Source organism: Spirulina sp. CCNP1310 (genome assembly GCF_034932185.1).
Lineage (GTDB): Bacteria > Cyanobacteriota > Cyanobacteriia > Cyanobacteriales > Spirulinaceae > Spirulina.
This window is the reverse complement of the sequence record NZ_JAYGHW010000070.1, coordinates 14,236-41,047: the sequence shown is the minus strand read 5'-3', so window position 1 is coordinate 41,047 and position 26,812 is coordinate 14,236. Positions and strand designations below refer to the sequence as shown.

Genomic DNA, 26,812 nt, shown 5'->3' with positions numbered 1-26,812 from the left:
CGCGCCAAGCGCCCCAACCCGCGCCCCGGCCTGCCCCCCGGCCTGCCCCGGCTGCTCCCCCACCCGCCGCAGCACCTGCCCCGCCGCCACCCGTGGAGGTTCCCGCCCCTGCGCCAACAGCGGCTCCGGCTCCTCCGGCCCCACAACTGAATAAACCGCCAAAACCCGAATCAACGGAGGAATAGCATCGGAACGGAAATCAACGGTTAAAATAAAGCCACGGTCATCAATGCTCAATTGGGGAGAAAAAACTGTGATCAATCTGCGTTTGATGGGGGCGATCGCCGGCTGCATGAGCGGTTTAATCGGGACGGCTTTGCCGGTCATGGCCCAACAAACTGGCTCCCAACCGATCCTGCTGCGGACTTGGCCAGAAGCCTTTGATCGGGGGATTACGTTTAGTTCTCAAGATACCTTTTCCACCACATTCACCATTGGCCGGCAGATTGATTTTCTGTTTGGCCCGCTGGGGTTTCCGGAGGTGGAGGTCAATCGGGATGCCTCGATTGTCAATGGGATTTATAAGGATTTGATGATGCAGCAATACAGCAACGGCCCGATTTTACGCACGCCGGATCTGCCTAATCCTTACAATTCCAGCCTCCGGACTGAACCGGCGCTGAGTAACCCGAACCAACCGTTACCCGGTGGCGAATTCTGGTTAAATCCGATTCGTTAAGCATCCAGGGTACAGGAGTTGAACCTGTCTTAGGCGAATTATGAGTTCGCTGCCTCAACCGCTCGGCCAACCCTGGCAATTTTTCCATTATAGAGGGTTTGGCTCAGGGGTTCTAGGGTTTGGGGCTGAAAACTGGGGTGGGGGGCGATCGCCCACTCATGGCCCCGCCTGGGGTGAGCTTGAGGGTCTATCTAACCCCCTGCTCAATGGGTTTGCCCGGATGTTTTCCCGTTGGATTGCGGCGATCGCCCGACCATGGCTGGGAGATCAGACCATTCGGGTCATCAATGGAGTCGTTTTCTCCCTCACCTTAAAAGAGGATTAAATTCCTCACGACAAACACTTATGCGGGATCCCACTTTTGACCCTAAACCAACCTCAGATCAACAATTTTTGGTCATTGGCTTAGGCAGTTTAGGGCAACATTGCGTCATGGCCTTAAAAGAATTTGGTGTGCGCGTCGTGGCCATCGAAATATCACCCCCGCCCACCTGGGAATTTAGTCAATTACCGCAGATTTTAGATCACTTTATTCTCGGAGATAGTTGCCAAGATCAAATTCTACAAGAAGCGGGAATCGCGCAGACCCGAGCCGCTTTGATTGTCACCAATTATGAACGAGTCAATGCAGAAACCGCCTTAGCGATTCGCCAACTGAATCCCGATACTCGTTTAGTGGTTCGCTCCGGAAAAGAAAACCTTAATCAACTATTAAGTGAAACCTTGGGCAACTTTATCGCCTTTGAAGCCACAGAATTACCCGCCGTTGCCTTTGCCATTGCCGCCCTCGGAACCGATACCTTAGGATTTTTCAATCTCGAAGGGCAATGGTTACGAGTGATTAAACAACAGACCGCCGCCCATCATCCTTGGTGCGATCGCCATATTGATGAGATCAATAGTCGCCTGCGTCGGGTATTGCTCCATAGCAAAGAGGCTCATCCCTTGACTCCCCCTTTTTATCAATGGCAACCGGAGCACCTCATCCATGAAAATGATCAAATTGTCTATGTAGAAACGGCGGATCAATTTCTCTTGCAACAACGGCAAAAGGCCGCCTCTTTAGCTGATCATCTCAAACGACGGCGCTGGTCTGCCTTTTTTGCGCAACAGCGTCAAACCTTGACAATCCAGAGAATTAAAACCGCCTTATGGCAATCCATAGGACAGTTTTGGCAACTCAGTTTAGGGCAACAAATCCGCCGAGTGGCCTTACTGTGCGGTGGCATTATCGGGATTTTGTTGGTGATGGGAACGATTTTGTTTCATCACTATTATCCCGATACAACTCTGCTCACGGCATTTTATGGAACAGTGGTGTTGCTGCTGGGGGGCTATGGGGACTTGTTTGGGGGGTTTGAGTTGATTCCCGATGTGCCTGGGTGGTTACAGTTATTTGCTTTGAGTTTAACGATAATAGGCACAGGCTTTGTGGGCGTGCTCTATGCCTTGCTCACCGAAACCTTGCTCTCCTCGAAGTTCCAATTGATTCGCCAACGCCCCCCCATTCCTCACCAAAATCATGTGATTGTGATGGGTTTAGGGCGGATTGGTCAACAGGTTGCGCAATTCCTGGAAGCATTCCAAGAGCCTTTAGTGGGGATTCGCTTAGGGGCTGACGATGACCCGACAATTTTATCGCATTTGCCCTTAATTACGACCCCGTTCGCAAAACCGGATCTCAGAATAGCCCTCACTCAAGCCAATGTCACGACAGCGAAAAGCGTCGTTGTGGCAACGGATGATGAAATGTTAAATTTAGAAGCGGCTTTAATGGTGCGATCGCTCAACGACAAAAGTCATTTAGCGATTCGGATTTATGGCCAACAATTAAGCCAACATTTGGCAAAAATACTCCCCGATGCCCAAGTCTTTTGTACCTATGCGGTCATGGCAGAAGCTTTTGCCGGTGCTGCCTTTGGAGAAAAAATTCTCAGTTTATTTCGCCTCCACAATCAAACCGTTTTAGTCACAGAATACGCCATCGAATTGGGGGATACTCTCGTCCATCGTTTATTGGCAGAGGTTGCCTATGGTTATGGTGTTGTACCGTTACTGCATCAAAAAAAGGGGGGAGAAACTTATTTTTTACCCAGTGATGATCTGCGGTTACAACCGGGTGATCGTCTGATTGTTTTGGCAACGATGGAAAGCTTACGCTGGGTGGAGCTAGGGCAGTTAGCTCCGCCAGAATGGCACGTCGATTTAACCCGTTTAAGAAATTCAGAAGCAGCTTTTGAGGGGGCGAATGTCATCACCCGCATGACTGGATATCCTCTGGCGGAAGCGCGATCGCTCATGCACCATCTCCCAACGGTTTTACCTTGTCCCCTCTACCATCATCAAGCCCAGCGTTTACTGCGTGCCTTGAAGCATTGCCAAGTACAAGCCCAGTTAAGGAGAGTCTAATCTATAGCATTGTCGTAACTCATGAGAACTCTACCTCCCCCTTTTAAAGGGGGATTGAGGGGGATCTCTGTACCGCATAGCTTCAGAAATTGCTAGATACAAGCGGATTGGGGATCAAAAAAATTTAGAATTTTCTGCGTTTGATCCTACGTCGTAACCAGGGTAATTCTGGGGAGCGTTGAGCAACTCCAATCACGCGCACCGATTCCCGTTTTAAAAGCAGCGAAGATTGAGGCGGATCGGGGGAGCGATTCAGCAATAATAAAGGAATACTTAATATGCCTAAGCTCATCACGAAACCCGCTGTTAACCAAACCATGAACGGATTTGGGGAATAATTACCCGTCTCAATTTGACGGCTCACTCGACTGTAATTAAAAAGCGCTAGCACAATCAGGGCTAAACCACTGGCAATAAATCCCAAACCCAAAATTTCTGAACCCTCTAAAGTATTGAGGGTTGTCGTTTCAGGATGGGTGAGAAATTGACTTTGGCGCAAAAAAAGACCAAATCGGGCGATCGCCAACCCAATGCCAATCATGGCTAAAGCCGTGCGGATCCAAGCTAAAAAAGTCCGTTCATTGGCTTGATGTTCTCGTTGGCGATCAATGGGGGGTTTTTCGTTCATCGCAGGCTCTCAATCAATTGCTATCGTTGGTAGGGAAAGAATGCCCATGACTGGTTATGGATCATCATCACCAACCAGGGGATGAACACCAAAATTAATAACCCAATGCTTAAATAATTACCCTGGCGTGGATCAAAATCCCGCCACAATACCCGCCACTTCATCTTGAAAACATAGTGGCCCAACAGCAGATCATAAAGCCCCATAAAACCCGCCAACCCAGCCCCCAAGGCCAGGAGTGCGAGGGGGTTGCTGAGGCCTAATCGGGGGATCCACCACCAACACACCCCAAACAGCAGAGCAGTGCCGCTGATGATGCTGAGGCGCTTGGCCCGCCGCGTACCCAGGCGCGGGGCGATCAACGCCGTGCGCAGGATGCCATGGAGGGTTTCCACCCCCGCCAACGTCACCGCCAAGGCGATGATCTCCACCCCAAGCCCAGGACTAGCCATCTAAATCCGAGGAGAATCCGGGCTTTTGGTGAGCACAAAAACACTGCCTTCATTGCCCCGGTTAATCCGTAGGGTTTCATCCAGATAGGTGAGATCAATCCACCCCTCTTGCTCCCGGTTTTCGATTTTAAAATCAATGGGGAGAAACTTTTGCCCTTCTGCCAATTTTTCGATCATTTGATTGGGGGATTGATAACCTAAAAGCCGCTGTAAACCAATAATTGAACGTTGAAATTTCACCGTTAACCGCCGCTCCGATGCCACATCAAACTCAGCCATAACACAGACTAAACCCTCTAGCCAAGGCAGCCCGACAATTTCCGCAATGTTGTACACCGCTTGGTTCTCGGTGCGAATACATTGATAAATTTCCCCCAATTGGAATAGGGGGATGCGGTCAATGCCTAACAGTTCGCGGCTCGTGGTGTAGAGCAGTCGCCAGTTGCCTGCCAGGAGGTGGGGGGCTTCTGTGGGTCGGGGGGTGGGGTTTTGGTCTTCCAGTTGGGTGATCGCCTCTAGGATCATCACCCGATCTAACTCTTGAGCCAATAGACCGCGATTTTTCCCGGCGATCGCCCCCAACAATTTCGCTTTTTGATCGATCACCGTCATGCTGAATATCCACCCGTAATTACAAAAGATTTTTAAGTACATATAAATTGTTTTTATGCCGTTCAACAATAGCCCCCGCCATGGGGCGATCGCCTCAGCTTGGGATCGTTCACATCTGCGACTTTTTCCCGTACACTGAGGGGTGTTTAGCTGGCATAGCCAAGCTAGATGATTCTCCCTTGGTATTCTCCCGATATTATAAGCGATGCAAAACCCCGCCCTGCGTCAAGAAGCCCGTTATGAACCCGCCTCCGTGATTCCCCTCAAACGGGGCGAGTCGCTGCTGTACTGGCTGGAATCCAACGGCCGGCTCATGCCCCGTGAGGGTTTGATTGAGGATGATCTCCCCGATGATGCGGAAGAAGAAATTGCCGATCTGATGGATGTGGAAGCGGATGATGATGATGATCTCGGTGATGACCTCGATGATTAAGGGTTAAGCCCTGGCTGCTCTTGTTTTTTAAATGTGGTGTGTGAGTTGTGGAAGCTAAATTATTTCTCCCTGCGAAGCTCCGGAATCCCTCTGGTCAATTTTTGCTCTTAGCCCTTGGTGGGATTGTCTTCGGGATGGCGGCAATCTACGATGCGATCGCCGGTCATCTCGGCCAATGGCAAACCAGTTTGCTTTTACCCCTCTTGGTCTGCGCCCTCGGCAGTGCTGCCCTAGGGCAGTGGTTAATTCCCATCCTGCGCCGCCTCAAAGCCGGGCAAGTCATTCAAGAAGACGGCCCCCAAACCCACCTCAAAAAAGCCGGAACGCCAACCATGGGCGGGATCTCCTTTGTGCCGTTGGTGGTGATGGTGGCTTGGCTCTGGTCTGGGTTTGAAACCGATGCCCTAGCGGTGGGGTTGATTACGCTGTTTTATGCCCTGCTGGGTTGGGTGGATGATTGGGAAATTCTCCGCCGCAAATCCAATAAGGGCCTAACCCCCCGGATGAAATTAATCTGGCAAATTAGCGGGGCGATCGCCTTTTGCCTCTGGATGGGGGCCACCCATCCGCCGGAAATTACCAATATTCCCCTGACGGCAGGGTTGATTCTCCCCCTCGGGTTGCTGTTTTGGCCCTTGGCGGTGTTTGTGTTTGCGGCGGAAAGTAATGCGACGAATATTACCGATGGGGTGGATGGTTTAGCCGGGGGGACGGCGGCGATCGCCCTGTTAGGTTTAGCGATGCTCATCGCCCCGGACTATCCCAGCTTGGCCCTGTTTTGTGCCTGTTTTAGTGGCGGTTGCCTCGGTTTTGTCGTCCACAACCACAACCCCGCCCGCGTCTTTATGGGCGATACCGGCTCCCTCGCTTTAGGGGGAACCCTAGCGGCGGTGGGCCTATTAAGTCAAAGCCTTTGGGGGTTATTTCTCCTCAGTGGCTTATTTTTTGTGGAATCCCTCTCCGTCTTAGCTCAGGTGGGCTACTACAAAGCCACCAAAGGTCCCGATGGCAAAGGCAAACGCCTCTTCAAAATGGCCCCGATTCACCACCATTTAGAATTGAGCGGCTGGAGTGAAACCCAGATTGTGGGTGTGTTCTATCTGGGCTGTGTGGGGATGGTGTTGCTGGCGATGGCGATCACTTGATCGATACCGTGAAATCACGGAAAACCACCCTAGACACGCAAAATTTTTCCGTGATTTTACTTGGATTTTAGCTTTTGTGAGAGAAATGTTTAATCGTGGGACAAAAAACACCGAAATTTGATGAAGATTGGGTAAACTTTCTAAAATTTACGCCATGGGGCTGAGATAAATGCTTAATATTGAGGTGTGATATTTGGTAGTCCTGAATTAGAGAGGGGCCAGTTCAAACCTCTTGACAGCCTGTAGTAAATGTCCTACCGCTTGAAACATACAGGGTTTAGCACTACCGTTACACTTTATTTTTTTATTTTGGGAGATTGGTCTGATGAAACGTTCTTCATTCGCGTTGGCTTCGATTTTCGCTGGTTTAGCCCTTGCTGCTACCGCTGGCATGGCGGAAGCCTTCACCTTCAAAACGAACTACACCGTTAACAACAGCCTTTCAGGCGACAACCAATGGCGTGGCGATATCCTCCTCAACTCTGTAGAATACGGCGGCAATACCTATAGTGATTTCGCCTTTGTTAACAGCGTCAACATCCTCCAGAACGACAATTGGACGAGCGGCAACACGGGGGCAGCCAGTGCTGATAAAGGGAAATTTGCCACGATGGGCCTTTCTCAGGAAAGACTGACCAACGCCGGAGCCGTTACCGCTTTGGGCAATAACAACCTCAGCAGCATCATCGATACTGAGGATAAAGGTGCGTTCTCGATGAATATTTTCTTTAATCAAGGGGTTCGTGACATCCTGATCTGGGAACGGGGGATCAATAGTGCGATGGATATTCAAGCTATTGATGCCAGCGGCAATGCTATTGGCAACCTGCTGAACTTGACGAAAAGTAATTTCAGCAACGCGGGCTACCGCTTGGGAACCCTTGAAATCGGTAACAGCATTCAAAATGTTGGCTCTGTGGGGGTAACGTTAGCTCAGTTGGGCGTGACGGATAACACCATTGCGGGCTTACGGGTGAGTGCGAAGAGCAGCTACAACGGCCCGGACTGGAAAATTGTTGGGGTTGCGGCCGAAAAACCCACCACAAACACCCCTGAACCTTTCTCGATGATTGGGGGGGCGATCGCCCTTGGTGGTGCTGCTCTAATGAAACGCCGGGCCGCGAAATAATTCCCACCCTCTCCTGAATCCCTAGTTCATCCTAAACCCTCACGATATCGTGGGGGTTTTTGACTGGGGGAATTGTGCTTAAAATAATGTTGTGGCCGTTAAGGAAACGTTAACATCGCCCACAATCGTGATCCTCGCCTCCCCTCTGCCCCATTAACCCTATGCTCAATCTTAATCGTCGTCAGTTCATTCGCTACGGTTCATTGGCCATTGCGGGGGGGGCGATCGCCGCCTGTAGCCGCACCCCCGCCCCCTCTTCAGAGCAGAGTAATGGCCTAGATGCTGTCACCTACGGAACCAACTGGTATGCCCAGGCCGAACATGGCGGTTTTTATCAAGCCGTCGCCACCGGCATCTATGCCGACCATGGCCTCGATGTGACGATCCAAATGGGCGGCCCCCAGGTCAATGGCACACAACTGCTCATGTCCGGGGCGATCGATTTTTTCATGGGCTATGGGGCTAATGCAATCCAAGCCGTGGAGGAAGGCATTCCGAAAGTCACCGTCGCCTCCATATTCCAAAAAGACCCCCAGGTGATTATTGCCCATCCTGATCAAGGCATTGAAACCCTCGCCGATCTCAAGGGCCAACCGATTTATATCTCAGCGGCCGCGAACACCACTTATTGGCCGCTCCTGAAAGCGAAATACGGCTTCACCGATGACCAAAAACGCCCCTATAACTTCACCATCGGCCCCTTTTTGGCCGATAAAACCACCGCTCAACAGGGCTATCTCTCCTCAGAACCGCTGAAGATTCGCAAAGAAGGGGGCTTTGAGCCGGTGGTTTTCCTCTTGGCAGACCATGGCTATACGGCCTATTCGACGACCATCGAAACCCGGCAAGAGGTCATCGACAATAATCCGGATTTAGTACAACGGTTTGTGGATGCATCCATTAAAGGCTGGTATAGCTATCTCGAAAACCCAGAACCGGGTAATCAGTTAATTCAAGCGGCAAATCCCGAAATGACGGCTGAACAGATGGCCTATGGTCTAGCGCAAATCATTGACCATGGCATTGTGTTATCGGGGGATGCGGAAACCCAAGGCATTGGGGCCATGACGGATCAACGGTGGAAGCAGTTTTTTGACGATATGGTCACAGCGGGTATTTTTAAAGCCGAGACGGACTACACTAAAGCCTTTAGCCTCGATTTCATTGGTAAACCCCTAGGCTAATGTTTAGGATCATTTCCCCCCCATTCAGCATGGCTGATTCTGCCCCCCTGCTCCAGTTGCATCAGGTTAGTAAAGTGTACCGTAATGGCACGGTGGCTTTAAAAGATGCCAATTTGGCGATCGCCCCTGGAGAGTTTGTCAGTTTATTGGGGGCATCGGGTTGCGGCAAAAGTACAGTGCTGCGCATCATTGCGGGGTTGGGTCATCCCTCCAGCGGTTCGCTGTGGTGGGATGACCCCAGCCACCAAGGGGATTTAGCCTTTGTGTTCCAAGAGGCGGCGCTGATGCCTTGGGCGACGGTGTTGGCGAATGTGGGGCTACCGTTAAAATTGCGGGGCTATGATTCCCGAAAAATTCGCACCATTGCCCAGGAGGCGATCGCCCTTGTCAACCTCCAAGGCTCAGAATCCGTTTATCCCCGCCAACTGTCGGGGGGGATGCAAATGCGGGTTTCCATTGCCCGCGCCCTGATCACCAATCCTCGGCTGATGCTGATGGATGAACCCTTTGGGGCTTTGGATGAAATGACCCGCAGCCGTTTAAATACCGATCTGCTCCAGCTTTGGCAGGAAAAGCAATGGACGGTGATTTTTGTCACCCATAATATCTATGAGGCGGTTTACCTTTCGCAGCGGGTGGTGATTATGGCTCCGCAACCAGGGCGGATTCATGCCGAAATTGCCATTGATGCCCCCTATCCTCGCCTTGAATCCTTTCGCACTTCCCCAGAATTTAACGAATATTGTCGCAAGATTGCTGAACAATTGGCGATCGCCGATGGTGTCTAAATCACCCCTGCCCATGGCTTCTGACTCTCCAGGCAATTCACAACAAACCCATGGCTGATTTCAACATTTTACGCCCCCGTTCTCGATTCAAAGGCTTACGGCTCTCGCCGGAGGTGTTGGCTCCGGCGATCATCGGTTTTTTGATCCTCACGGTTTGGGAATTGGGGGTGAGGTTGACGGGGATGCCTCCCTACCTACTCCCTGGGCCGCTGTTGGTGTTGCAAACTTTGGTTACGGAATGGGGGAGTTTGTGGCCGGCGTTATTAATCACCCTCAAGATCACCCTAATTGCCTTCCTGTTAGCGGCCAGTTCAGGGTTATTGATTGCGGTGTTGTTTGTCCAAAGCCGTTGGATTGAGCGCAGTTTTTTCCCCTATGCGGTGATTTTGCAAACCACGCCCATTGTGGCGATCGCCCCCTTGATCATCATGTGGTTACGCAATAACACCTTTGCGGCGCTGGTGGTTTGTGCCTGGATTGTGGCATTTTTCCCGATTATTTCCAACACCACCCTCGGCCTCCACAGTGTCCATCACCCGTTAAAAAATTTATTTCAACTCTACGGCGCTTCCCGTTGGCAAACCCTGATTTATTTACGTCTGCCCAGTGCCTTACCCTATTTTTTAGGGGGGTTAAAAATTAGTGGCGGCCTGTCGTTAATTGGGGCAGTCGTGGCGGAGTTTGTGGCCGGAACCGGCGGTTCCGCATCGGGAATTGCCTATCAAATCCTCATGTCCAGTTATAATCTCCAAATTCCCCGGATGTTTGCGGCACTTTTCCTCACCACCTTATCCGGTGTCGGCATTTTCATCGCCTTAACGCTCCTCTCCGATCTCCTCCTCAAGCATTGGCATGAGAGTGCCGTGCGCCATGAAAATTAAACGAGAAACAACAACTTTTCGCCCTCCCCCCTAACAACCTAAACCTTGATCCGGTGGGGTTGTGGAGATCAGGGTAGGATTTTGAGGAGCAAGGGCGATCGCCTCTTCCAATTGTTTGAGCAGGTGTTCCGCTTCGGCATCATGGGCGGCCCGCCGACCATAGAGATAGAGCTTAAGATTTTGTAACAGGGGTTCAGGGATATTCACAATAGAGCCTCTAAATAATCGATCGCCGCCTCTAAACGGGAAGCATAGTTATAGGCAAATTGCTCAAACCATAGCCCCTCATCGGAATAGGGATCGAGGGCCTTGAGCCAGGCCTCCGCCTTGGGGGCGATCGCCTTACGCCGCTGCTGTCGCTCCAACTCCCGCCCCCGTTGCGCCCGCAATTGCTCCTCCTGGGCCCGCAGTTGGGCTGCTGGATCGACGGGTTGCGGTTTGAGGTTTTGCTGAAGTTGGTTGAGGCGATCATCCAAAGGGGGAGCCTTGGGGGGGGTGGGTTTAAACTGCTGTTGCAGTTGGGTAATCAGATCATCCGTTCCTGGGGAAGGAGCAGGGGCCTGTTTTGGTTGCTGAAATTGGGATGCCAGGGAGGCTAACGCATCCTCCGTCGCGTCTTGGGGCGGTTGGGCCTGTTTTTGGGCAAATCCTGCTGCTAAATCCGCGAAAGGATCTCGTTCAGGCTGGGCCCTTTTCTGGGCAAACTCCGCCGCCAAGGCCGCTAAGGGGTCTTGCTCCGGTGGGTTGGGCGGTGTGGGTTTCTGACTCAATTGCTGCTCAACCTCCGCCAATAACTGATCCAGACTTTTTTCCGGTTCGGGTGTGGCCATAGCAACCCCCTCTCAAATGCAGTTAACGTAGGGGCGAAAGATTTTTGTGCCTCCGGCAGGCTTACGCCAACGCCCCAACACCCATCAATTTTACGGCACAGTTTAAGCGGAGATCGCCTCTCGCAACGGCTGCCAGCGACAAAAGCGATCGCCCCCCAACTCCAGCACCACCTTAATCCGAGGCTCCACCTGGGGCAAGTTCACCAAATAGGCCCGCTCCTCACTGGACAAAATCATCCCCTCAATAATCCACAAGACCAACCCCTTCGATGTGGGGGACAGGGCTTCGAGTTGGGTCAAAGCAATGGGCGGTACATAGTGGATTTGCCCCACCATCGCCCCCTGGCCAATGGTTTTCTTGCCTAAATGGGGCGGTCGCACCCCATGCACGCCCATTAAATAGGCAGACAAATCCCCCAACCCCCGCGCCGTAATATTCAAAGTCTTATAACCCGCCGCCCGGAGCCGCCGCTGATAGCGCCCCTCATAGCCCCCCTCTAGAGGCGCATAGAGGCCTAAGGCTCCAGACTGCTCCAAAGCTTTAATAAAGGATTTCCCGGTAATCAGCAGTGCCATGGTTATTTTCTCTAATCTGTTGGGATGGAATGCAGTGAGCCTATTTTACCGCGTTTGTCAGCGCAGCCGAGGGCAAATTAATCAGCAAGGCGGCCCATTGAGCGAGGCAGAGGGCGAAAAATTTTTGTGCCTCCGGCATGCTTACGCCAACGCCCCTACAACTCTCGTTTGCCGTTGGTCAAATGATCCCCCCTACCCCCCTTAAAAAGGGGGGTTTTGAAATTTAACCCCCTTTTTAAGGGGGTCGGCGTAGCCGGGGGGATCTCCATCCCCCCATTCCCCATAAGCTAAACTACACAAGACACCTCTCCCCATCTCCCCATGTTCATCGGCCTCCACATCCACACCGACTATAGCCTCCTTGATGGTGCATCTCAGGTTCCCGCCCTGATTGATCGGGCGGTGGAATTGGGGATGCCCGCCATCGCTGTTACGGATCATGGCGTAATGTATGGGGCGATCGAACTCCTCAAAACGGCCCGCAATAAAGGGGTTAAGCCGATTATTGGCAATGAAATGTATGTGATTAATGGCGATATTACCGATAAAAAGACCCGGTATAAACGCTATCATCAAGTGGTTTTAGCCAAAAACAAAAAGGGCTATCAAAACCTTGTTAAACTCACTTCTATTTCCCATTTAGATGGAATGCAAGGCAAAGGCATTTTTTCCCGGCCTTGTATTAATAAAGAATTACTCACTCAATACCATGAAGGACTGATCGTTACCAGTGCTTGCTTGGGGGGAGAAGTCCCCCAACGGATTTTAAAAAATGAATTAGCCGAAGCCCGTGAAGTGGCGAAATGGTATCAGGATTTATTTGGTGATGATTATTATTTAGAAATTCAGGATCATGGTTCCGCTGAAGACCGGATTGTGAATGTGGAAATGGTGAAAATTGGTCAAGAATTGGGAATTAAAATTGTTGCCACCAATGATTCTCACTTTATTTCCTGTAACGATGTGGAAGCCCACGACGCGCTTCTTTGTATCCAAACTGGCAAATTAATCACCGAAGATAAACGCCTCCGTTATTCTGGCACAGAATACCTCAAGTCCGCTGAGGAAATGCGCCTACTGTTTCGGGATCATCTTCCCGATGATGTGATTGAATCGGCCCTAGCAACCACCGTTGAAATTGCCGAAAAGGTGAAGCCTTATAAAATTCTCGGTGAACCCCGGATTCCTGATTATCCCATTCCCGCCGGCCATACCGCCGATAGTTATTTAGAAGAAGTCACCTGGCAAGGGTTGGGCGATCGCCTCAATTGCCAAAGCCGTTCCGAAGCCCCCCCCGAATATCGTGAGCGGCTGGAATATGAATTGAAAATGATGCAGCGGATGGGGTTTGCCACCTATTTTTTAGTGGTATGGGATTATATTAAATTTGCGCGAGATAATCATATTCCCGTGGGGCCGGGGCGGGGTTCAGCGGCGGGTTCTTTAGTCGCCTATTGTTTAAAAATTACCAATATTGACCCCGTTCACCACGGCCTACTCTTTGAACGGTTCTTAAACCCCGAACGGAAGTCAATGCCGGATATTGATACGGATTTTTGTATTGATAATCGGGATAAGGTGATTGATTATGTCACCCAAAAATACGGCAAGGCCAATGTGGCCCAGATTATTACCTTTAACCGCATGACCTCCAAAGCGGTACTGAAGGATGTGGCGCGGGTGTTGGATATTCCCTATGCCGAGAGCGATCGCATGACCAAGTTAATCCCGGTATCGCGGGGGAAACCCACAAAGTTAAAGGTGATGGTTTCCGATGATACCCCCTGTAAGGAATTTAAAGATCTTTATGATACCAATAGCCGCATTAAACATTGGGTGGATATGGCGATGCGCATTGAGGGGACGAACAAAACCTTTGGAGTTCACGCGGCGGGGGTGGTGATTTCTTCCCAACCTTTAGATGAAATTGTGCCGCTCCAGCGGAACAATGATGGGGCAGTAATTACCCAATTTTCCATGGAGGAGTTGGAGAATTTAGGCTTGTTAAAAATGGACTTTTTGGGGTTAAAAAATCTCACCACATTACAAAAAGCAGCAGATCTGGTGGAGCAAACTAAAGGCGTTCGGTTAGACCTTGATGATCTACCCCTTGGGGAACGTCGCGCCTTACAAATTCTTGCCAAAGGAACCATAAAAAAGTTGCCCGAAGATGTGCAAAAAACCCATCAACTGTTCCGGGATGGCAACTTAGAAGGAATTTTTCAATTAGAATCTGATGGGATGCGGCAAATTGTCCGGGATTTGAAACCTTCAGGGATTGAAGATATTTCTTCGATTTTGGCCCTCTATCGGCCCGGGCCGCTCGATGCGGGGTTAATCCCCATGTTTATTAACCGCAAACATGGCCGGGAGGCAATTCAATATGATCATCCTCTCTTGGAAACAATCTTGAATGAAACCTATGGAATTTTGGTCTACCAAGAGCAGATCATGAAAACGGCTCAGGATTTGGGGGGCTATTCCCTTGGTCAGGCAGATTTATTGCGGCGGGCGATGGGGAAAAAGAAAATTTCCGAAATGAAAAAGCATCGGGAATTGTTTGTGGATGGAGCGACGAAAAACGGGGTTAAGGAGCAAATTGCTAACAGTCTTTTTGACCAGATGGTCAAGTTTGCTGAATATTGTTTAACCGCTGAAACGTTGGTGTTAACGGTGGAATATGGCCCGATGCCCATTGGTCAATTGGTGACGGAACGCAGGGCTTGCCAGATTTATAGCGTTGATCGCCATGGTTTTATTTATACCCAGGCGATCGCCCAATGGCACGATCGCGGCCAACAATCCGTTTATGAATACGAACTAGAAGACGGCTCCATCATTCGAGCAACCCCAGATCACCGCTTTATGGTGGCATCGGGGGAAATGTTGCCCATTGATGAAATTTTTGAGCGGGGTTTAGATTTGAAAAAATGCGCCGTTAATGGGGCGATCAATGGGAATGCTCTGCCACCGGCCGCTGCTGCGCCACCACCGTACAATTCCGCCCTTTGTGTTTAGCGGTATAGAGGGCGGTATCAGCGGCTTGCATGATTTCCGCTTCCCTATGGCCATGTTCCGGGAAACAGGCCAAGCCCATGGAAACGGTAATACCATTGAGGGATTGGGTTTCGGTTTCGAGGTGCAAAGCCTCCACTTGGCGACGAATCATTTCCGCCCGTTGATAACAGGTATGGCAGTCAATTTCCGGCAAAATCAGCACGATTTCTTCCCCACCGTAGCGACAGGGGAGATCTTTTTCCCGCAGATTTTGGCGCAACAATTGCCCCAACGCCCGTAGGACTAAATCCCCCGCATCATGGCCAAAGGTGTCGTTAAATTGCTTGAAGTGATCCACATCAAGCATGACGACACAGAAGGTGAAATCGTGACGCTGCGATCGCTGCAATTCATAACTGAGAGCCTCCACCATAAACCGACGGTTATAGAGTCCCGTCAGGGGGTCATGGGTGCTTTGGGTTTTGAGGGTTTCCCGCAGTTCTAGACTAGCCAGGGCCAGGGCTAAATGTTCCGCGACGGTGTGGGCCAGTTGTTGCTTGGCTTCATCTAAACTCCCGGCAATCAAGCTACTCAAATGCAATGAACCGACAATTTCCCCTTGGGCAAACATCGGTAAGCAGAGGGATTCGGCGGGGGGGTTGTGGTGATGGATGTGGGGACAGAGCAGGCCCGTACTGCTGGCTGTACCCCAATGGGGTTGACTGCGGCGCAACGCCCAACAATGTTGCATCGGAAATTGGGATTGGCTGGTGTGGAGTTCTCCCCAGGCAGCGACCTGGGTCATCCATTGCTCCGTAGCATTGAGCCGGAACAGTTCACCGGAACAATGGGGAAAGAGGGGGCGGAGCAAATCCGCCACCATGCGATGGGCTTCGGCAACGGAGCGACAGACCTGTAAAAAACTATTCATTTTTCCCAACAGCACCATTTCCTGATGACGGAGTTCCAGTTGGGTGACTTTATCAAGGAGTTGGGCATTGGCTTGCTTGAGGGCATCTTCTGCCTGTTTGCTTTCGGTGAGATCGATGGAAAACACGGCAAGGCGGGTAATATAGCCGTCGCGATCGCTAATCGGATAGATACTATTTTCATAATGCCGCCCCTCCACCAGGTCATTAAATTGACTGGGTTGCCCGGTGCTGAGGACGGTTTTAGCTTGGTGGCGATAGATCTCGGCAATGTCCGGGGGGAGATGAGTGGCGATGGAACTGCCCACTAATTCCTCCAGGGGGGTTTGTAAACGGTGGGCGATCGCCTGATTCCCCTGCAATACCATCCCATGGGTATCAATCAAAAATGCACTTTCTTGGATGGCGTTGAGCAATGCCCGCAGGGATTCCTCTGCGGCCTCCCGTTCCTGGAGGGCCGCCTGTTGCAAGCTGATATCTTCAATCACGCCAATAAAATATTTAGGCATCCCCTCCGCATCCCGAATCAGGGAGAGGGTCGTGGTTCCCCAGAGCCAAGAGCCATCTTGACGGCGGTATTGTTGTTGGGCGCAATAGGAGGAGCGCTCCCCCGTTAATAGCATCTCTGCGAGAGCATCTACATCTTGATGGGCTTCCTCAACAAGGAGATCATGATACCGCTGGGTGAAGAGTTCCAAACGGCTGTAACCCAAGAGATCGCAGAGTTTTTGATTAATCCGAAAAAAATATCCCTCCAAGGTCAGGATCGCCATGCCCACACCGGCCTGTTCAAAAATGGCGCGAAACCGCTCTTCGTTATCCCGCAAAATGGCTTCAGCGTTGGCCTGCTCACTGAGATCCACTGGGATAAGGGGGGATGCAGCCGCCTGAAATAAGAGTGAGCGGTAAAACCGTAGGGTTAAACCGCCCAAGGTGCAAAGGATGGCGATCGCCAATGTCCCAGGAGCCGTCAGCCCCGCAAGAATCATCCCCTGCATCTCTGTTCGCAATCCTAAACCCAGGCCCAGAAGGAGAAGCCCTGCTGTGAGTAAACAGCAATTGAGGCGTAACAGTCCGAGCATCGCGGGTTTTGGAACAGAATTTTCCATGCTGACGGGAGAAGATAAGGCTATGGTAGATGCTCAGAGCCGTTAAGACTTTGGTGGAGACAGCGATCGCTCCTCCTATCCCTGGATGACTGGGGGAGGTTTTCCCTTTTTTCTTTGACTTTGGAAAAATCGAGCTTAATCTTATCTTTACCCATAGGATGGGCGATCGCCGTCAATTGGGAAGACTTGTAACAATTGACACCAATCCCCTCAGCTTCAGCCAAGGGGAGAAATTTTAGGGGTAGGGATCACGACTCAAGTCATGACCCAAAAATATTGAGAGGCAATCCCCTCAGCAGTAGGGGGTGATGTCCTCGCCGCATTCATCGGCTAGATAACAGAGGGATTTGAAACGCAGCATCACCAACTGCTCATAGAAAGGATTCAGCTTACATAAGGGGGGAATGTGGAACCACACCTTCCCGAAAAAACGCACATCCCGTTCAAAGGGGCATTGAGCCGGAATCACTTGGCATAAAAAACGGGCCCGCTCCCCCTCCCGGACATCCACATTTTCTAACCACTGCTTAAAGGGCTGGAGAGGTTTAAACGTCAGGCCTTGGGTCATAAAACCTTTTACCCGACTGAAGCATTGGGTGAACCAAACCATCACCCCTAATTGCCGTTTATGAGGTTTAGATGAAGGGGAGGTAAAGTTTTGGTGAATTGTATATGCTGTTACGTCAACCATTGTGTTTAGCTCTTGCTGTTGAGAACAGGACTGCTGCTGATTTACTACGGAGAGGTGAGGCGAAATTCCTGGAGATTTAATCATTTTACGCCACTTTACTGAGGATTCCTCGGGTCAAATAACAAGTTTTGTGGATTTTTGTCTCCCATTGTTAGGCTAGGACGGATCAGGCTTGCAGTGTAACCTTGGGCAACAAGGGAAACCAATCCTTGGCAAAAAATACAGACCGTTGATTCTCTACCCCTCAATTGATTGTGCTCAATTTGAATTTCAGTGGTTGTATAAGGCATCACCCTAACCTGTGATTTTCATCAACCCTGAAAACAAGGGACAGTTTGTTTTACTGGTCGAAGTTTTGCCCTGATCCTTGGGACGGAGAAACCCGGCTATCGTTTTTAGTTTGAAAAAATGTAGCCTAGGTCACAATTTAAGGAGTGGGAGCACCATAGGAGCAGTGGCAAAGCCGAGAGAAACTTGTGAGGGGGGACTCTCCCCGTTAGCATAGGGGAAGTGGGTTTTCGTGATTTGGAGGTTATGCGATGGCTGAAGTCATTCCCGCCATTACTCTGCCGCCCGTTGATGTGGCGGAGGAGGAAAAAATGTGGTTGAAAACCACGCTCCATCAATGGCTTGACGATGAGTTTTTACCAGAACCCATCAATGGGATTATTGCTGAACGGGCGGCACAGATCTATATCCGCCAACGCCTTGAAGGGGAAAACGATCTGGGGTCGCTGGTCATTGCCATTGTCACGGAGATGCAGGCTTTTGATTTTAGTGAGAGTTTTTATAGTGAGTTTGCGATCGCCAACGCCGTTAGTGACCTCATCCTCGATAGTTTGGGGATTGACCGCTGCTGTGGAGCCGGATGAACCCAATCTGATATGATCGGAACCACCCCAACCCTCAATTTTCAGAAACGGAGCGCACCATGGTTGAACATCTGCTTTTAGGGATTGTGATTGGCTTAGTGCCTGTCACGCTGGCTGGCCTCTTTGTGGCGGCCTATCTGCAATATAAGCGAGACGACAAGGCGATCAGCTAGGTTTTTCGCGCTAGGCATTGTGGGGGGCGGGCCATGGCTCGCCCCTATTGCTGTGGAGAATGATGGGGAATCTGGTGGTGGAGTTGATCGGTAGGCTGGGGCGAAAAATTTTTCGCCCCTACAGGATTTAGAAACTGGCGCGATAAAAGGCGATCGCCGTATTGCCATAAACTTTGGTGCGATCGCAATCCCAAGCCTGAAACTGTTCCGGCCGCCATTGTCGCGAGTCATATTCCACCGCCAGGATTCCCCCCGGTTTCAACAACCCCAAATTTTGTAGCAACATTAACACCGGCTCATATAACCCCGCGCCATAGGGGGGGTCGAAATAAATCAAGTCAAACCCTTGCCCCGCTAACTTCGGCAACACCTGCACCACATCCCCCCGCAGAATCTCGAAGGATTGCTCCGCCTGAGCTAAACCCTGCCAATTTTGGCGGATCACGCCACAGGCCCGCCCCCATTTTTCCACCCCCACCACCCGCGCCGCCCCCCGGCAAAGGGCTTCTGCGCCCATCGTGCCATTGCCACTACAGAGATCGAGCCAATGGGCAGCGGCGAGGCGATCGCCCCAAATATTAAAAATCGCTTCCCGTACTCGGGCCGGGGTGGGCCGCACCTGATCCCCCGGTATGGTGACGATCCGGCGGTTGCCATAAATCCGCATTATTCCCAGGTGACGAGGGTGCGCTCCCGCACCACTCGTTGATAAACCCGCTCCGTTTTAATCGCCAAATTGCGCCAATCAAAGCGGGTGGTTAGGTCAGCATAGGCATTTTCGACGAGCGATCGCTGATAATCGGGATGCCACAGCACATCGAGAATCCCCCAAGCCAGAGAATCGGGGTTATTGGTTTCCGTCACCACGCCGGTTTCACCGTGGCGCACCACCTCCGGCAGCCCACAGGTATCAGACACCACCACCGGCACCCGGGCCGCAAAACTTTCCAGCACGACAATGCCAAAGGGTTCATACAAACTGGGGAACACCGCACAATCGGCGATCACCTGGAAATGATCCAACTCTTCCTCCGGCATAAATCCGGTGAATAAACATTTATGCCAAATCCCCAGATTCCAAGCCTGTTCCTTGAGGTGGTCAATCTGGCCCCCACCGATAATCACAATTTTGGCCCGGCTGTCCATCTCTGCAATCACCTTCGGGGCAGCGGATAACAGTACAGAAATCCCCTTTTCATAGCTCATCCGCCCCAAATAATAGACGATTTTTTCCTCATCGCGGGCAAATTGACGGCGAAAGGCGGCGTAGTCGAAATCAGGATCCGGCTGTTTTTTAGCGGCGCGGATGCCATTGTAGATGATATCCAGCTTATCGGCGGGGGCGTGTAAGGCCCATTGCAGTTCCAGCTTCATGTGTTCGGTGCAGACGATCACCCGCCAAGCCTCATGGACGAGGAGGGTTTCTTTTTGGTGGATGTAAGTTTGGGTGGGGTTATAGATGCCGTTGTAGCGGCCGTATTCCGTGGCGTGGATCGTGGCGATTAGGGGGATTTTAAAGCGGTGCTTGAGGGCGATCGCCGCATCCCCCACCAGCCAATCATGGGCATGGATCAGATCAAAGGGGCCCCACTCCAGGATTAATGCCCCCCCGTATTCCCCCATGCTTTCATTCATATTCACGACCCAATGAAAAAAATCATTGCCCCGTGCGACGGAAACCCGATGGAGATGAATCCCTTCGACAATTTCCCGTCGGGGCGTTTCACCAAATTCCACCGTGATCAGGTGAATTTCATGCCCCAGACTGACCATTTCCGGATATAACTCCGCAACGTGCCGCGCAATGCCGCCAATAATCCGAGGGGGAAACTCCCAAGCGAGAACAAGTATTTTCATTGAGATCGATTGAGTACTCCTGTTGTCCTGGGAGTGAACCAAAGCCTAGGATCTAGATTAGCGTAAGGATTGCTAAGGATCTGTCTGGTTTGAAGAGCAGATTTTGAGACGCTGCGGCGACTCATGGGGGGGGACAACCAGGAGCTTGAGCTAAACAATACTCTAGCAAAATGGCCCGACATTGCAAGCAGGTTAACTGCTGACACAGTTGAGCGACCCCTGAGGGGGTGAACGGATAGCACCCCCCAAGGGTCGCGGCGGGCATGACCGCATCGGGGCTGAGGTGGGCGATGAAACCGTAAAGGCGTTGGTTGGAAAAGGCGCTGTTAATCAGCCAGCCGTCGGGGTTGAGGGGGCTGAGGGTGACGATTTCTGCGGCATTAACCCCCAATTCTCGCTGTAAAATCACGGGGGCGATCGCCTCCGGTTTTGCCCCCACCGGCAAACGGCCGCCGGGAAAATCCCAGGTATAGGCTCCCACGCCGGGCCGGTATTGGCGGGGCGGGAGGAGGAGATCCCCCCGGTGAAGGGGAAGGATAATCACGGAATCGGCCTTTTCCACCCGCCAATAGTCATGGATTTGCCCTTGGGGGTCTTGGAGCCGTTCACCAATCAGCGTCAGCCAGGGCGATCGCACCGTCGCCAAGGCTTCCCGTACTTCCCAAGGTCGTTCCTCTACCATTAATCCCGATAAATCTCCCGAACGAGGGAACCATCAGGGCGCAACAATTCCACATGGAGGGGCATTTGCCCCGCCGCATGGGTGGAGCAACTGAGGCAGGGGTCAAAGCAGCGGATGCCAGCCTCAACGCGGTTGAGGAAGCCCTCGGAAAGGTCGTTGTTGTGGATGTAATGTTTGGCGATTTGGGTAACGGTTTTGTTCATGGCCAGGTTATTTTGACCCGTGGCGATGATCAGGTTGACCTTTTCCAGTAACCCGTTCGCATCAACGTTGTAATGATGGAACAGCGTTCCCCGTGGAGCTTCGCTCACCCCCACCCCTTCGAGACTGTTAATATCCGCCTTGGCCCGGATGCGATCGCTCAACAGATCCGGATCATCCATAAACCGCTCAATCCGCTCCAAACAGGCGAGGATTTCCAATAACCGGGCGTGGTGGTAGAGGAAGGAGGATGTGGCAATGGCCCCCGCCCGTTGGCGAAATTCCGCTAATTCAGCATCGGCTAAGGGCGTACCAAAGCGATCGCAATTATTCACCCGTGCCAATGGCCCCACCCGATAGATCCCATCGGGATAACCCAGGGGTTTGTAGTAGGGGAATTTCAGATAAGACCAAGATTCCACCGCTTCCCCTAAATAATCCTGGTAATCATCCTCACTCAAACCATCAGCGATGATATTGCCCGCACTATCCTTAAACCGGATCGCGCCGCCGTAATGCTCCCAATCTCCATTGGGGGCCACCAAACTCATAAACAGCGAGGGAAATTCGCCAAACTGCTCAATTTCCGTTTGGAAGCGGTCAAGAATATCTTTAAAAATCGCCAAAGCGGTTTGGGTCGTGGCGATGGATTCGGGGAGGCGATCGCGAATCCAATCCCGGCCTTCCACGGAAAGGGGCGATCGCACCCCCCCCGGCACCGTCCAAGCGGCGTGAATCTTCCGCGCCCCCAACTTCTCAATCACCGTCTGGCCAAACTGCCGCAAGCGAATCCCCGCCCGCGCCAAATCCGGGTCAGCAGCAATCAAACCAAACACATTGCGTTTTGCCGGATCACTATCCCAACCCAGGAGAAAATCCGGACTACTCAGATGGAAAAATGATAAAGCATGGGATTGAACAATCTGCCCCAAATTCATCAAGCGGCGGAGTTTTTCCCCCGCAATGGGAACCTGTACGGCGAGAATTTTATCCCCGGTTTTTGCCGCCGCCAATAAATGACTCACCGGACAGATCCCACAAATTCGCGCCGTAATCCCCGCCATTTCCGTAAAGGGACGACCCTCACAGAACTTTTCAAAGCCGCGATATTCCACCACATGGAACCGGGCATCACTCACCTCTCCTGCATCATCAAGGAAAAGGGAAATTTTAGCGTGACCCTCAATGCGAGTCACCGGATCAATCACAATCGTTTTAGCCATAATTACTCATTGAATAAACGTTTAAGCCCGCTTGCCCTTCAGAATGATCTGTAAGGGGTTTAATTTAGATCTCGGCAGGGTATTCAGGGGGCATTGCCCAACCTACTGAACCTACAACTGAATTCCAATTTACTTAACAATAAAAACCTCCCATCAACCCTGAACGGTGGGTATTGCCCACCCTACTTAACAAATTCAAAAACCTCCCCTTAACCCTAAACCATTCTCTATTCCCTGTTCCCGATTCCCTCCCCCCTAATTCAAATCATGGGGCGAAAAATGATCATTGAGGAAATCATCATCGTCCTCTTCATCATCTTCATCCTCCAATTGTTGATCAACCATCGCCATCATCGTTTCCGGGTCAACATCCCCATAGATGATTTTCATCAGGGCCGGAAAATACAGATCCACCATGGTGAAATTGGGATACATCAAATTGCGGATCATGTTGATATTGGCGGGAACATCATGGAGGGAAATGCTGGTTTTATAACGCATTTCACCATCGGTGAGGTCAATTTCTAGGCTGCCGATGGGCAGAGCATAGTTAGCCCGACAAATAAATTCACACAGGGCCGGCAATTTTTCCTGGGGAGCCATGGCCGGAACAATCGAAACCAGTTGGATGCAGTCATTTTCATCATCGACGAAGAAGTAGCAACGAAACTGTCCAGACTCTAACGTGATCCCGAAGGTAATCGTTTCTTCTGGTTCAACGATGCTAAAAGACCAATCATCGGTCTTTAGGGTTTCAACGACAAGCTCAAACAGGGTCATAGTCAAGTTAACCAAATTTAATCATTTCACGCCCCTCCATGACGGGCATTTCTCCCCGCAGGAGCGGTTCCAGCGTAGCGCGAATGCGCTCGGCGCTGGGGGGACAGCCGGGCATGAAAATGTCAACGGGAACCAGTTCATGGACGGGACGCACTTGATCCAACAGTTCGGGAACGATCCCCGGTTCATGGGGGAGTTGGGGGGTTTGATCCCCGAGTTCAATATAGGCGCGTTTGAGTACCGATTCCGCACCGCCGAGCATATTGCGCATGGCGGGGACGTTGGCGGTGACGGCGCAATCCCCGAAGGAGATGAGGGTTTTGGTGTGGGCGCGGACGTGGTAAATCAGTTCGAGATTTTCCTCGTTGGCGATCGCCCCCTCCACTAAACAAACATCGACATTTTCCGGGTAATCCTTGAGATCACAGCCCACGGGGCTAAAGACCACATCCACCTGAGCCGCCAGATCGATCAGCCATTCATCGAGATCGAGGAAGGACATATGGCAACCGGAGCAACCGGCGAGCCAAACCGTGGCAAAACGAATTTTAGACATAGAGCAGTTTCCTCATCATGGGGGTTAAACCGAGAGTAAAGCGGCGAGGATCATACATTGTTCCGCCGGTTCACAAAATTGGGGGCAGGTGGTGGTGCGGTTTTGACAAGCCGCTGTGTATTGGAGTTTTTGGGCTTGGTCTTCCAGTTGCGATCGCAACCAATGCACTCGCTCTTGGTGGGCATCCAGCAAGGCAAACCACAGATCTGTATTGACCAACAGGGGGGTCAGGAGATGAATGGCCTTCACCAAAGGGGTGACTCGTGCCGGGATACAGTCAATGTGCAAAAACTGATCACAAAGCGTGAGGGCTTCGAGAAAGACGGATTCCGCTGCATCAGCAGTCAGGGAAGTGACTTTGGCAAAGGGAGCGTAAGCTGGGCGCATAGGGGTGATTAACAAAGGAAGGGACAGAATCTCACCAAGCCAACGGATACAAAATTCATGCATCCTCCTGATACCCTCCAGTGATTGCAGAAATTCTTAATCCTTTAATCCTGGAGATGATGATGGCTTGGTCTGGTTAAACATCCTCTGAGATTAACGCGACCATTCCTGTTTTTCGCGAGCGTTAACCAAAAATTCCAACTTGGCGCGATCGCCCACCTTTTCGCCCGTCGTTGTCCCCTTGCGGAAGATGGCTCCCGTCGGGCAAGCGTCCACACATTTACCGCAGGCAGTACAGGCAGACACCTCTCCCCAAGGCTGATCCATCCCCGAAACGATATAACAGGCTTCCCCTCGGTTGCCCACATCCCAAACGTGAGCGCCCTCAATCTCATCGCAGACCCGGACGCAGCGGGTGCAGAGAATACAGCGGTTGTGGTCAATGCCAAATTGGCTATGGGAGAGATCCATGCCGCGATCGGGGAACCGATAGTTAAATCGGGAATGATCCATGCCGACTTCAATGGCCACATCCTGAAGCTCACAATTCCCATTCGCCACACAGATGGAGCAAACGTGATTGCCTTCGGTGAAAAAGAGTTCAACAATCATGCGGCGGTAGTCTTGGAGCTTGGGGGTGTGGGTTTCCACTTCCATCCCTTCCGCCACGGTGGTGACACAGGCCGCCATCAGTTTATTTGTTCCCTTCACCTCCACCGCACAGAGGCGACAGGCCCCCGCCTCGCTGATCCCCTCTAAATGGCAGAGGGTGGGGATGGGAATACCCGCTTCTTTGGCGGCAGCAAGGACGGTTTTGCCGCTTTCGGTGACGACATCTTGGCCGTTAATTTTTAGGGTCGTGATCGACATGGTGTTCTCCTACAAAAAAGCGGTTTGGTTATGACCCCAAACAGGCGGCGAGATCCGCCTCTGGGGTGGTGATGCCCTGCAAGTTGTACCGCTCCGAAAGCAGGGCAAAGACGTTGGGGGTGAGGAAGGCGGGTAATGTGGGCCCAAGGCGAATGTTTTTGATCCCCAAATGGAGGAGGGTAAGCAGAACGGCGATCGCCTTTTGCTCATACCAGGAAAGGATCATCGATAGGGGCAATTCATTGACCTCCATCCCCAAGGCTTGAGATAACCCTAGGGCGATCTGAATCGCGCTGTAGGCATCGTTACATTGCCCCACATCCATCAATCGAGGCAGGCCGCCAATTTCCCCCAACTGTTGATCAAAAAAGCGGAACTTGCCACAGGCCAGGGTGAGGACAATGCAGTCATCGGGGACTTTTTCCACCAGTTCGGTGTAGTAGTTGCGATCGGGCTTGGCCCCATCACAACCGCCAACGAGGAAGAAATGGCGAATCTGCCCCGCCTTCACCGCGTTGATCACCGTATCCGCCACCGTCATCACGGCATTATGGGCAAAGCCGGTAGTGACGGAGCGGGGGGGATCGGTGACGGTGAAGCCGGGGAGGGCGAGGGCCTTGGCAATGGCCGGGCCAAAATCGGGAATCCCCCCATGGATGGGTAGATGGATCAACCCCGGATAGCCGACGCTGCCCACGGTGAAGATTTTTTCATCGTAGGTGTCGTGGGGGGGCATTAAGCAGTTGGTGGTCATGACGATCGCCCCTGGGAACTTGGCAAAATCCTTGGTTTGATTCTGCCAAGCCGTGCCGTAATGGCCGTAAAAATGGGGGTAGTTTTCCTTGAGCTTGGGGTAGCCATGGCCGGGGAGGAGTTCGCCATGGGTGTACACCGTTAACCCGGTGTTTTTCGTTTGCTCCAGAAGAGCAGCGAGGAATTTGATGTCATGGCCGGAAACGAGGATCGCCTGACCTTGACGGGGGTTGAGGGGAACGGGGGTCGGGACAGGATGGCCGTAGGTTTCGGTATGGGCGCGATCCAGTAATTCCATGGCGCGGAAATTCAATTCCCCCACCTTCAGGGCAAGATTCACCCAATCCAGCAATTGCAGATCACTGCGATCCAAATCCGCTAGGGTCTGCTCGCAGAAATAGTAAATTTCCGGGTCTTCTTGGCCCAATTCCGCTGCGAGGAAGGCATAGGAAACCATGCCCTTGAGGCCATAGATCACCGTCAACTGGAGGGCGAAAATATCGGGATTCCCCGCTTTTTGCAGCATCGTCAGGGACTTAGCAAAGCCCTGCTCGATTAAACTTTCCGACCAATCTGGCTCATAGTTGCAAATTTCCGGCCAAACCGTCGGCCGGTTGCTCCGCCGCTGAACTTCCAACTTCAGCATTTCCCGCAGCGTGATTGCTTGACGCATCATCGTCACAAACCGCTTACGGTCAAAATTAACGTTGGTCATCGTTGCAAACAGGGCATCACAGATGAACAGATCCGCGTCCTGGGTGGAAATTTGCTGTTGGCGGGCGGCGATCGCCACCACCGACAAACCCCGCAGACAATGCACTAGCAAATCCTGCACCGCATTCACATCAGGGCTTTTGCCACAAGCTCCCCATTGGTGGCAACCTTGGCCGCTGGCGGTTTGTTCACATTGTTCGCAAAACATAAATTCCTACTCCGATTGTTGGCAACTGAGAGATCCCCCCCTGCCCCCCCTTAAAAAGGGGGGG

30 protein-coding genes and 1 tRNA gene are annotated in these 26,812 nt (G+C 51.7%); 12 read left to right on the top strand and 19 right to left on the bottom strand.

Features of this window, described 5'->3' with window-relative positions; all coding sequences use genetic code 11:
- Positions 1–261 (bottom strand): hypothetical protein (locus tag VB712_RS12895; RefSeq protein ID WP_323255309.1); only part of this gene is annotated, 261 nt, incomplete at its 3' end.
- Here VB712_RS12895 and VB712_RS12890 point away from each other — a divergent pair.
- On the top strand, positions 254–679 hold the full coding sequence (locus tag VB712_RS12890; RefSeq protein ID WP_323255307.1) for a hypothetical protein: 426 nt from the start codon (positions 254–256) through the stop codon (positions 677–679). The two genes, VB712_RS12895 and VB712_RS12890, sit on opposite strands and share 8 nt — an antisense overlap.
- 3 nt (positions 680–682) lie before the next feature.
- On the opposite strand, the gene VB712_RS12885 is transcribed toward VB712_RS12890, so the two are convergent.
- Positions 683–755, bottom strand: a tRNA-Ile gene (locus tag VB712_RS12885).
- Here VB712_RS12885 and VB712_RS12880 point away from each other — a divergent pair.
- Complete coding sequence (locus tag VB712_RS12880; protein ID WP_323255305.1) at positions 720–1,004, top strand: hypothetical protein; 285 nt, start codon at positions 720–722, stop codon at positions 1,002–1,004. The two genes, VB712_RS12885 and VB712_RS12880, sit on opposite strands and share 36 nt — an antisense overlap.
- Before the next feature lie 20 nt (positions 1,005–1,024).
- Positions 1,025–3,088, top strand: a complete 2,064-nt coding sequence (locus tag VB712_RS12875) for a potassium channel family protein (protein WP_323255303.1) — start codon at positions 1,025–1,027, stop codon at positions 3,086–3,088.
- Between the two features lie 124 nt (positions 3,089–3,212).
- On the opposite strand, the gene VB712_RS12870 is transcribed toward VB712_RS12875, so the two are convergent.
- From VB712_RS12870 to VB712_RS12860, 3 genes are read right to left on the bottom strand one after another with little or no spacing between them, the layout of a single operon-like run.
- Positions 3,213–3,716, bottom strand: coding sequence for a YidH family protein (locus VB712_RS12870; protein WP_323255301.1), 504 nt, complete (start codon positions 3,714–3,716; stop codon positions 3,213–3,215).
- 20 nt (positions 3,717–3,736) lie between these two features.
- Entirely contained in the window at positions 3,737–4,168 is a 432-nt protein-coding gene (locus VB712_RS12865) for a hypothetical protein (protein WP_323255299.1), read from the bottom strand.
- The gene (locus VB712_RS12860; RefSeq protein ID WP_416236339.1) at positions 4,169–4,771 is read right to left on the bottom strand and encodes a PAP/fibrillin family protein; all 603 of its coding nucleotides are present in this window, start codon (positions 4,769–4,771) and stop codon (positions 4,169–4,171) included.
- 214 nt (positions 4,772–4,985) lie between these two features.
- Here VB712_RS12860 and VB712_RS12855 point away from each other — a divergent pair, with 214 nt between their 5' ends.
- The 6 genes from VB712_RS12855 to VB712_RS12830 all read left to right on the top strand — a co-directional run bounded on the left by VB712_RS12855 (position 4,986) and on the right by VB712_RS12830 (position 10,340).
- Positions 4,986–5,213, top strand: coding sequence for a DUF3134 domain-containing protein (locus VB712_RS12855; RefSeq protein WP_323255295.1), 228 nt, complete (start codon positions 4,986–4,988; stop codon positions 5,211–5,213).
- Between the two features lie 47 nt (positions 5,214–5,260).
- Positions 5,261–6,358 carry a phospho-N-acetylmuramoyl-pentapeptide-transferase gene (gene mraY, locus VB712_RS12850; protein WP_323255293.1) on the top strand — a complete coding sequence of 366 codons (1,098 nt, stop codon included), beginning with the start codon at positions 5,261–5,263 and terminating at the stop codon, positions 6,356–6,358.
- 325 nt (positions 6,359–6,683) lie between these two features.
- Positions 6,684–7,487 carry an exosortase-dependent surface protein XDP2 gene (locus tag VB712_RS12845; RefSeq protein WP_323255291.1) on the top strand — a complete coding sequence of 268 codons (804 nt, stop codon included), beginning with the start codon at positions 6,684–6,686 and terminating at the stop codon, positions 7,485–7,487.
- 161 nt (positions 7,488–7,648) lie between these two features.
- Positions 7,649–8,671, top strand: coding sequence for an ABC transporter substrate-binding protein (locus VB712_RS12840; RefSeq protein WP_323255289.1), 1,023 nt, complete (start codon positions 7,649–7,651; stop codon positions 8,669–8,671).
- 29 nt (positions 8,672–8,700) lie between these two features.
- A complete protein-coding gene (locus VB712_RS12835) occupies positions 8,701–9,459 on the top strand; it encodes an ABC transporter ATP-binding protein (protein WP_323255287.1) in 759 nt (252 codons plus the stop codon).
- A gap of 50 nt (positions 9,460–9,509) precedes the next feature.
- On the top strand, positions 9,510–10,340 hold the full coding sequence (locus VB712_RS12830; RefSeq protein WP_323255285.1) for an ABC transporter permease: 831 nt from the start codon (positions 9,510–9,512) through the stop codon (positions 10,338–10,340).
- 30 nt (positions 10,341–10,370) lie between these two features.
- Here VB712_RS12830 and VB712_RS12825 read toward each other — a convergent pair whose 3' ends face one another.
- From VB712_RS12825 to VB712_RS12815, 3 genes are all read right to left on the bottom strand, one after another.
- A complete protein-coding gene (locus VB712_RS12825) occupies positions 10,371–10,547 on the bottom strand; it encodes a hypothetical protein (protein WP_323255283.1) in 177 nt (58 codons plus the stop codon).
- Positions 10,544–11,170, bottom strand: a complete 627-nt coding sequence (locus VB712_RS12820; protein ID WP_323255281.1) for a salt stress protein, Slr1339 family — start codon at positions 11,168–11,170, stop codon at positions 10,544–10,546. The genes VB712_RS12825 and VB712_RS12820 overlap by 4 nt, the downstream gene beginning before the upstream one ends.
- Before the next feature lie 102 nt (positions 11,171–11,272).
- A complete protein-coding gene (locus VB712_RS12815) occupies positions 11,273–11,746 on the bottom strand; it encodes an NAD(P)H-quinone oxidoreductase subunit N (RefSeq protein ID WP_323255279.1) in 474 nt (157 codons plus the stop codon).
- Positions 11,747–12,067: 321 nt separating this feature from the next.
- Here VB712_RS12815 and VB712_RS12810 point away from each other — a divergent pair, with 321 nt between their 5' ends.
- Positions 12,068–14,764, top strand: coding sequence for a DNA polymerase III subunit alpha (locus VB712_RS12810; RefSeq protein WP_323255277.1), 2,697 nt, complete (start codon positions 12,068–12,070; stop codon positions 14,762–14,764).
- Here the strand turns inward: VB712_RS12810 and VB712_RS12805 are convergent.
- A complete protein-coding gene (locus VB712_RS12805) occupies positions 14,697–16,754 on the bottom strand; it encodes a diguanylate cyclase (RefSeq protein WP_323255275.1) in 2,058 nt (685 codons plus the stop codon). The two genes, VB712_RS12810 and VB712_RS12805, sit on opposite strands and share 68 nt — an antisense overlap.
- Before the next feature lie 319 nt (positions 16,755–17,073).
- Complete coding sequence (locus VB712_RS12800) at positions 17,074–17,349, bottom strand: Mo-dependent nitrogenase C-terminal domain-containing protein (RefSeq protein ID WP_416236338.1); 276 nt, start codon at positions 17,347–17,349, stop codon at positions 17,074–17,076.
- A 662-nt stretch (positions 17,350–18,011) separates the two neighbouring features.
- Here VB712_RS12800 and VB712_RS12795 point away from each other — a divergent pair.
- Both VB712_RS12795 and petG read left to right on the top strand, forming a co-directional pair.
- On the top strand, positions 18,012–18,344 hold the full coding sequence (locus VB712_RS12795) for a hypothetical protein (protein ID WP_323255271.1): 333 nt from the start codon (positions 18,012–18,014) through the stop codon (positions 18,342–18,344).
- Positions 18,345–18,403: 59 nt separating this feature from the next.
- Positions 18,404–18,517: a cytochrome b6-f complex subunit V gene (gene petG / locus VB712_RS12790; RefSeq protein WP_323255269.1), complete on the top strand. Its 114-nt coding sequence runs from the start codon at positions 18,404–18,406 to the stop codon at positions 18,515–18,517.
- 127 nt (positions 18,518–18,644) lie between these two features.
- On the opposite strand, the gene rsmD is transcribed toward petG, so the two are convergent.
- The 9 genes from rsmD to hcp form a co-directional block, all read right to left on the bottom strand.
- The gene (gene rsmD / locus VB712_RS12785; protein WP_323255267.1) at positions 18,645–19,184 is read right to left on the bottom strand and encodes a 16S rRNA (guanine(966)-N(2))-methyltransferase RsmD; all 540 of its coding nucleotides are present in this window, start codon (positions 19,182–19,184) and stop codon (positions 18,645–18,647) included.
- Positions 19,184–20,374, bottom strand: a complete 1,191-nt coding sequence (locus VB712_RS12780; RefSeq protein WP_323255265.1) for a glycosyltransferase family 4 protein — start codon at positions 20,372–20,374, stop codon at positions 19,184–19,186. Before VB712_RS12780 ends, rsmD begins: the two co-directional genes overlap by 1 nt.
- Positions 20,375–20,495: 121 nt before the next feature.
- Positions 20,496–21,056: an NUDIX hydrolase gene (locus VB712_RS12775; protein ID WP_323255263.1), complete on the bottom strand. Its 561-nt coding sequence runs from the start codon at positions 21,054–21,056 to the stop codon at positions 20,496–20,498.
- On the bottom strand, positions 21,056–22,480 hold the full coding sequence (locus VB712_RS12770; RefSeq protein WP_323255260.1) for a Ni/Fe hydrogenase subunit alpha: 1,425 nt from the start codon (positions 22,478–22,480) through the stop codon (positions 21,056–21,058). Before VB712_RS12770 ends, VB712_RS12775 begins: the two co-directional genes overlap by 1 nt.
- A 255-nt stretch (positions 22,481–22,735) precedes the next feature.
- Complete coding sequence (locus tag VB712_RS12765; protein WP_323255258.1) at positions 22,736–23,260, bottom strand: YbjN domain-containing protein; 525 nt, start codon at positions 23,258–23,260, stop codon at positions 22,736–22,738.
- Between the two features lie 7 nt (positions 23,261–23,267).
- Positions 23,268–23,816 carry an oxidoreductase gene (locus tag VB712_RS12760; RefSeq protein WP_323255256.1) on the bottom strand — a complete coding sequence of 183 codons (549 nt, stop codon included), beginning with the start codon at positions 23,814–23,816 and terminating at the stop codon, positions 23,268–23,270.
- A gap of 24 nt (positions 23,817–23,840) precedes the next feature.
- Entirely contained in the window at positions 23,841–24,203 is a 363-nt protein-coding gene (locus tag VB712_RS12755; protein ID WP_323255254.1) for a hypothetical protein, read from the bottom strand.
- A 153-nt stretch (positions 24,204–24,356) separates the two neighbouring features.
- Positions 24,357–25,073 carry a bidirectional hydrogenase complex protein HoxU gene (hoxU, locus tag VB712_RS12750; RefSeq protein ID WP_323255252.1) on the bottom strand — a complete coding sequence of 239 codons (717 nt, stop codon included), beginning with the start codon at positions 25,071–25,073 and terminating at the stop codon, positions 24,357–24,359.
- Between the two features lie 28 nt (positions 25,074–25,101).
- Positions 25,102–26,748: a hydroxylamine reductase gene (hcp, locus tag VB712_RS12745; RefSeq protein WP_323255250.1), complete on the bottom strand. Its 1,647-nt coding sequence runs from the start codon at positions 26,746–26,748 to the stop codon at positions 25,102–25,104.
- Between the last annotated feature and the right edge of the window lie 64 nt (positions 26,749–26,812).

What these genes read in the sequence shown, in the direction of transcription:
- VB712_RS12880 (WP_323255305.1), top strand. Translation starts at nt 720, where the DNA reads ATGAGTTCGCTGCCTCAACCGCTCGGCCAACCCTGGCAATTTTTCCAT.
- VB712_RS12875 (WP_323255303.1), top strand. Translation starts at nt 1,025, where the DNA reads ATGCGGGATCCCACTTTTGACCCTAAACCAACCTCAGATCAACAATTT.
- VB712_RS12870 (WP_323255301.1), bottom strand. Translation starts at nt 3,716, where the DNA reads ATGAACGAAAAACCCCCCATTGATCGCCAACGAGAACATCAAGCCAAT.
- VB712_RS12865 (WP_323255299.1), bottom strand. Translation starts at nt 4,168, where the DNA reads ATGGCTAGTCCTGGGCTTGGGGTGGAGATCATCGCCTTGGCGGTGACG.
- VB712_RS12855 (WP_323255295.1), top strand. Translation starts at nt 4,986, where the DNA reads ATGCAAAACCCCGCCCTGCGTCAAGAAGCCCGTTATGAACCCGCCTCC.
- VB712_RS12845 (WP_323255291.1), top strand. Translation starts at nt 6,684, where the DNA reads ATGAAACGTTCTTCATTCGCGTTGGCTTCGATTTTCGCTGGTTTAGCC.
- VB712_RS12840 (WP_323255289.1), top strand. Translation starts at nt 7,649, where the DNA reads ATGCTCAATCTTAATCGTCGTCAGTTCATTCGCTACGGTTCATTGGCC.
- VB712_RS12835 (WP_323255287.1), top strand. Translation starts at nt 8,701, where the DNA reads ATGGCTGATTCTGCCCCCCTGCTCCAGTTGCATCAGGTTAGTAAAGTG.
- VB712_RS12830 (WP_323255285.1), top strand. Translation starts at nt 9,510, where the DNA reads ATGGCTGATTTCAACATTTTACGCCCCCGTTCTCGATTCAAAGGCTTA.
- VB712_RS12820 (WP_323255281.1), bottom strand. Translation starts at nt 11,170, where the DNA reads ATGGCCACACCCGAACCGGAAAAAAGTCTGGATCAGTTATTGGCGGAG.
- VB712_RS12815 (WP_323255279.1), bottom strand. Translation starts at nt 11,746, where the DNA reads ATGGCACTGCTGATTACCGGGAAATCCTTTATTAAAGCTTTGGAGCAG.
- VB712_RS12810 (WP_323255277.1), top strand. Translation starts at nt 12,068, where the DNA reads ATGTTCATCGGCCTCCACATCCACACCGACTATAGCCTCCTTGATGGT.
- VB712_RS12805 (WP_323255275.1), bottom strand. Translation starts at nt 16,754, where the DNA reads ATGCTCGGACTGTTACGCCTCAATTGCTGTTTACTCACAGCAGGGCTT.
- VB712_RS12800 (WP_416236338.1), bottom strand. Translation starts at nt 17,349, where the DNA reads ATGACCCAAGGCCTGACGTTTAAACCTCTCCAGCCCTTTAAGCAGTGG.
- VB712_RS12795 (WP_323255271.1), top strand. Translation starts at nt 18,012, where the DNA reads ATGGCTGAAGTCATTCCCGCCATTACTCTGCCGCCCGTTGATGTGGCG.
- petG (WP_323255269.1), top strand. Translation starts at nt 18,404, where the DNA reads ATGGTTGAACATCTGCTTTTAGGGATTGTGATTGGCTTAGTGCCTGTC.
- rsmD (WP_323255267.1), bottom strand. Translation starts at nt 19,184, where the DNA reads ATGCGGATTTATGGCAACCGCCGGATCGTCACCATACCGGGGGATCAG.
- VB712_RS12780 (WP_323255265.1), bottom strand. Translation starts at nt 20,374, where the DNA reads ATGAAAATACTTGTTCTCGCTTGGGAGTTTCCCCCTCGGATTATTGGC.
- VB712_RS12775 (WP_323255263.1), bottom strand. Translation starts at nt 21,056, where the DNA reads ATGGTAGAGGAACGACCTTGGGAAGTACGGGAAGCCTTGGCGACGGTG.
- VB712_RS12770 (WP_323255260.1), bottom strand. Translation starts at nt 22,480, where the DNA reads ATGGCTAAAACGATTGTGATTGATCCGGTGACTCGCATTGAGGGTCAC.
- VB712_RS12765 (WP_323255258.1), bottom strand. Translation starts at nt 23,260, where the DNA reads ATGACCCTGTTTGAGCTTGTCGTTGAAACCCTAAAGACCGATGATTGG.
- VB712_RS12760 (WP_323255256.1), bottom strand. Translation starts at nt 23,816, where the DNA reads ATGTCTAAAATTCGTTTTGCCACGGTTTGGCTCGCCGGTTGCTCCGGT.
- VB712_RS12755 (WP_323255254.1), bottom strand. Translation starts at nt 24,203, where the DNA reads ATGCGCCCAGCTTACGCTCCCTTTGCCAAAGTCACTTCCCTGACTGCT.
- hoxU (WP_323255252.1), bottom strand. Translation starts at nt 25,073, where the DNA reads ATGTCGATCACGACCCTAAAAATTAACGGCCAAGATGTCGTCACCGAA.
- hcp (WP_323255250.1), bottom strand. Translation starts at nt 26,748, where the DNA reads ATGTTTTGCGAACAATGTGAACAAACCGCCAGCGGCCAAGGTTGCCAC.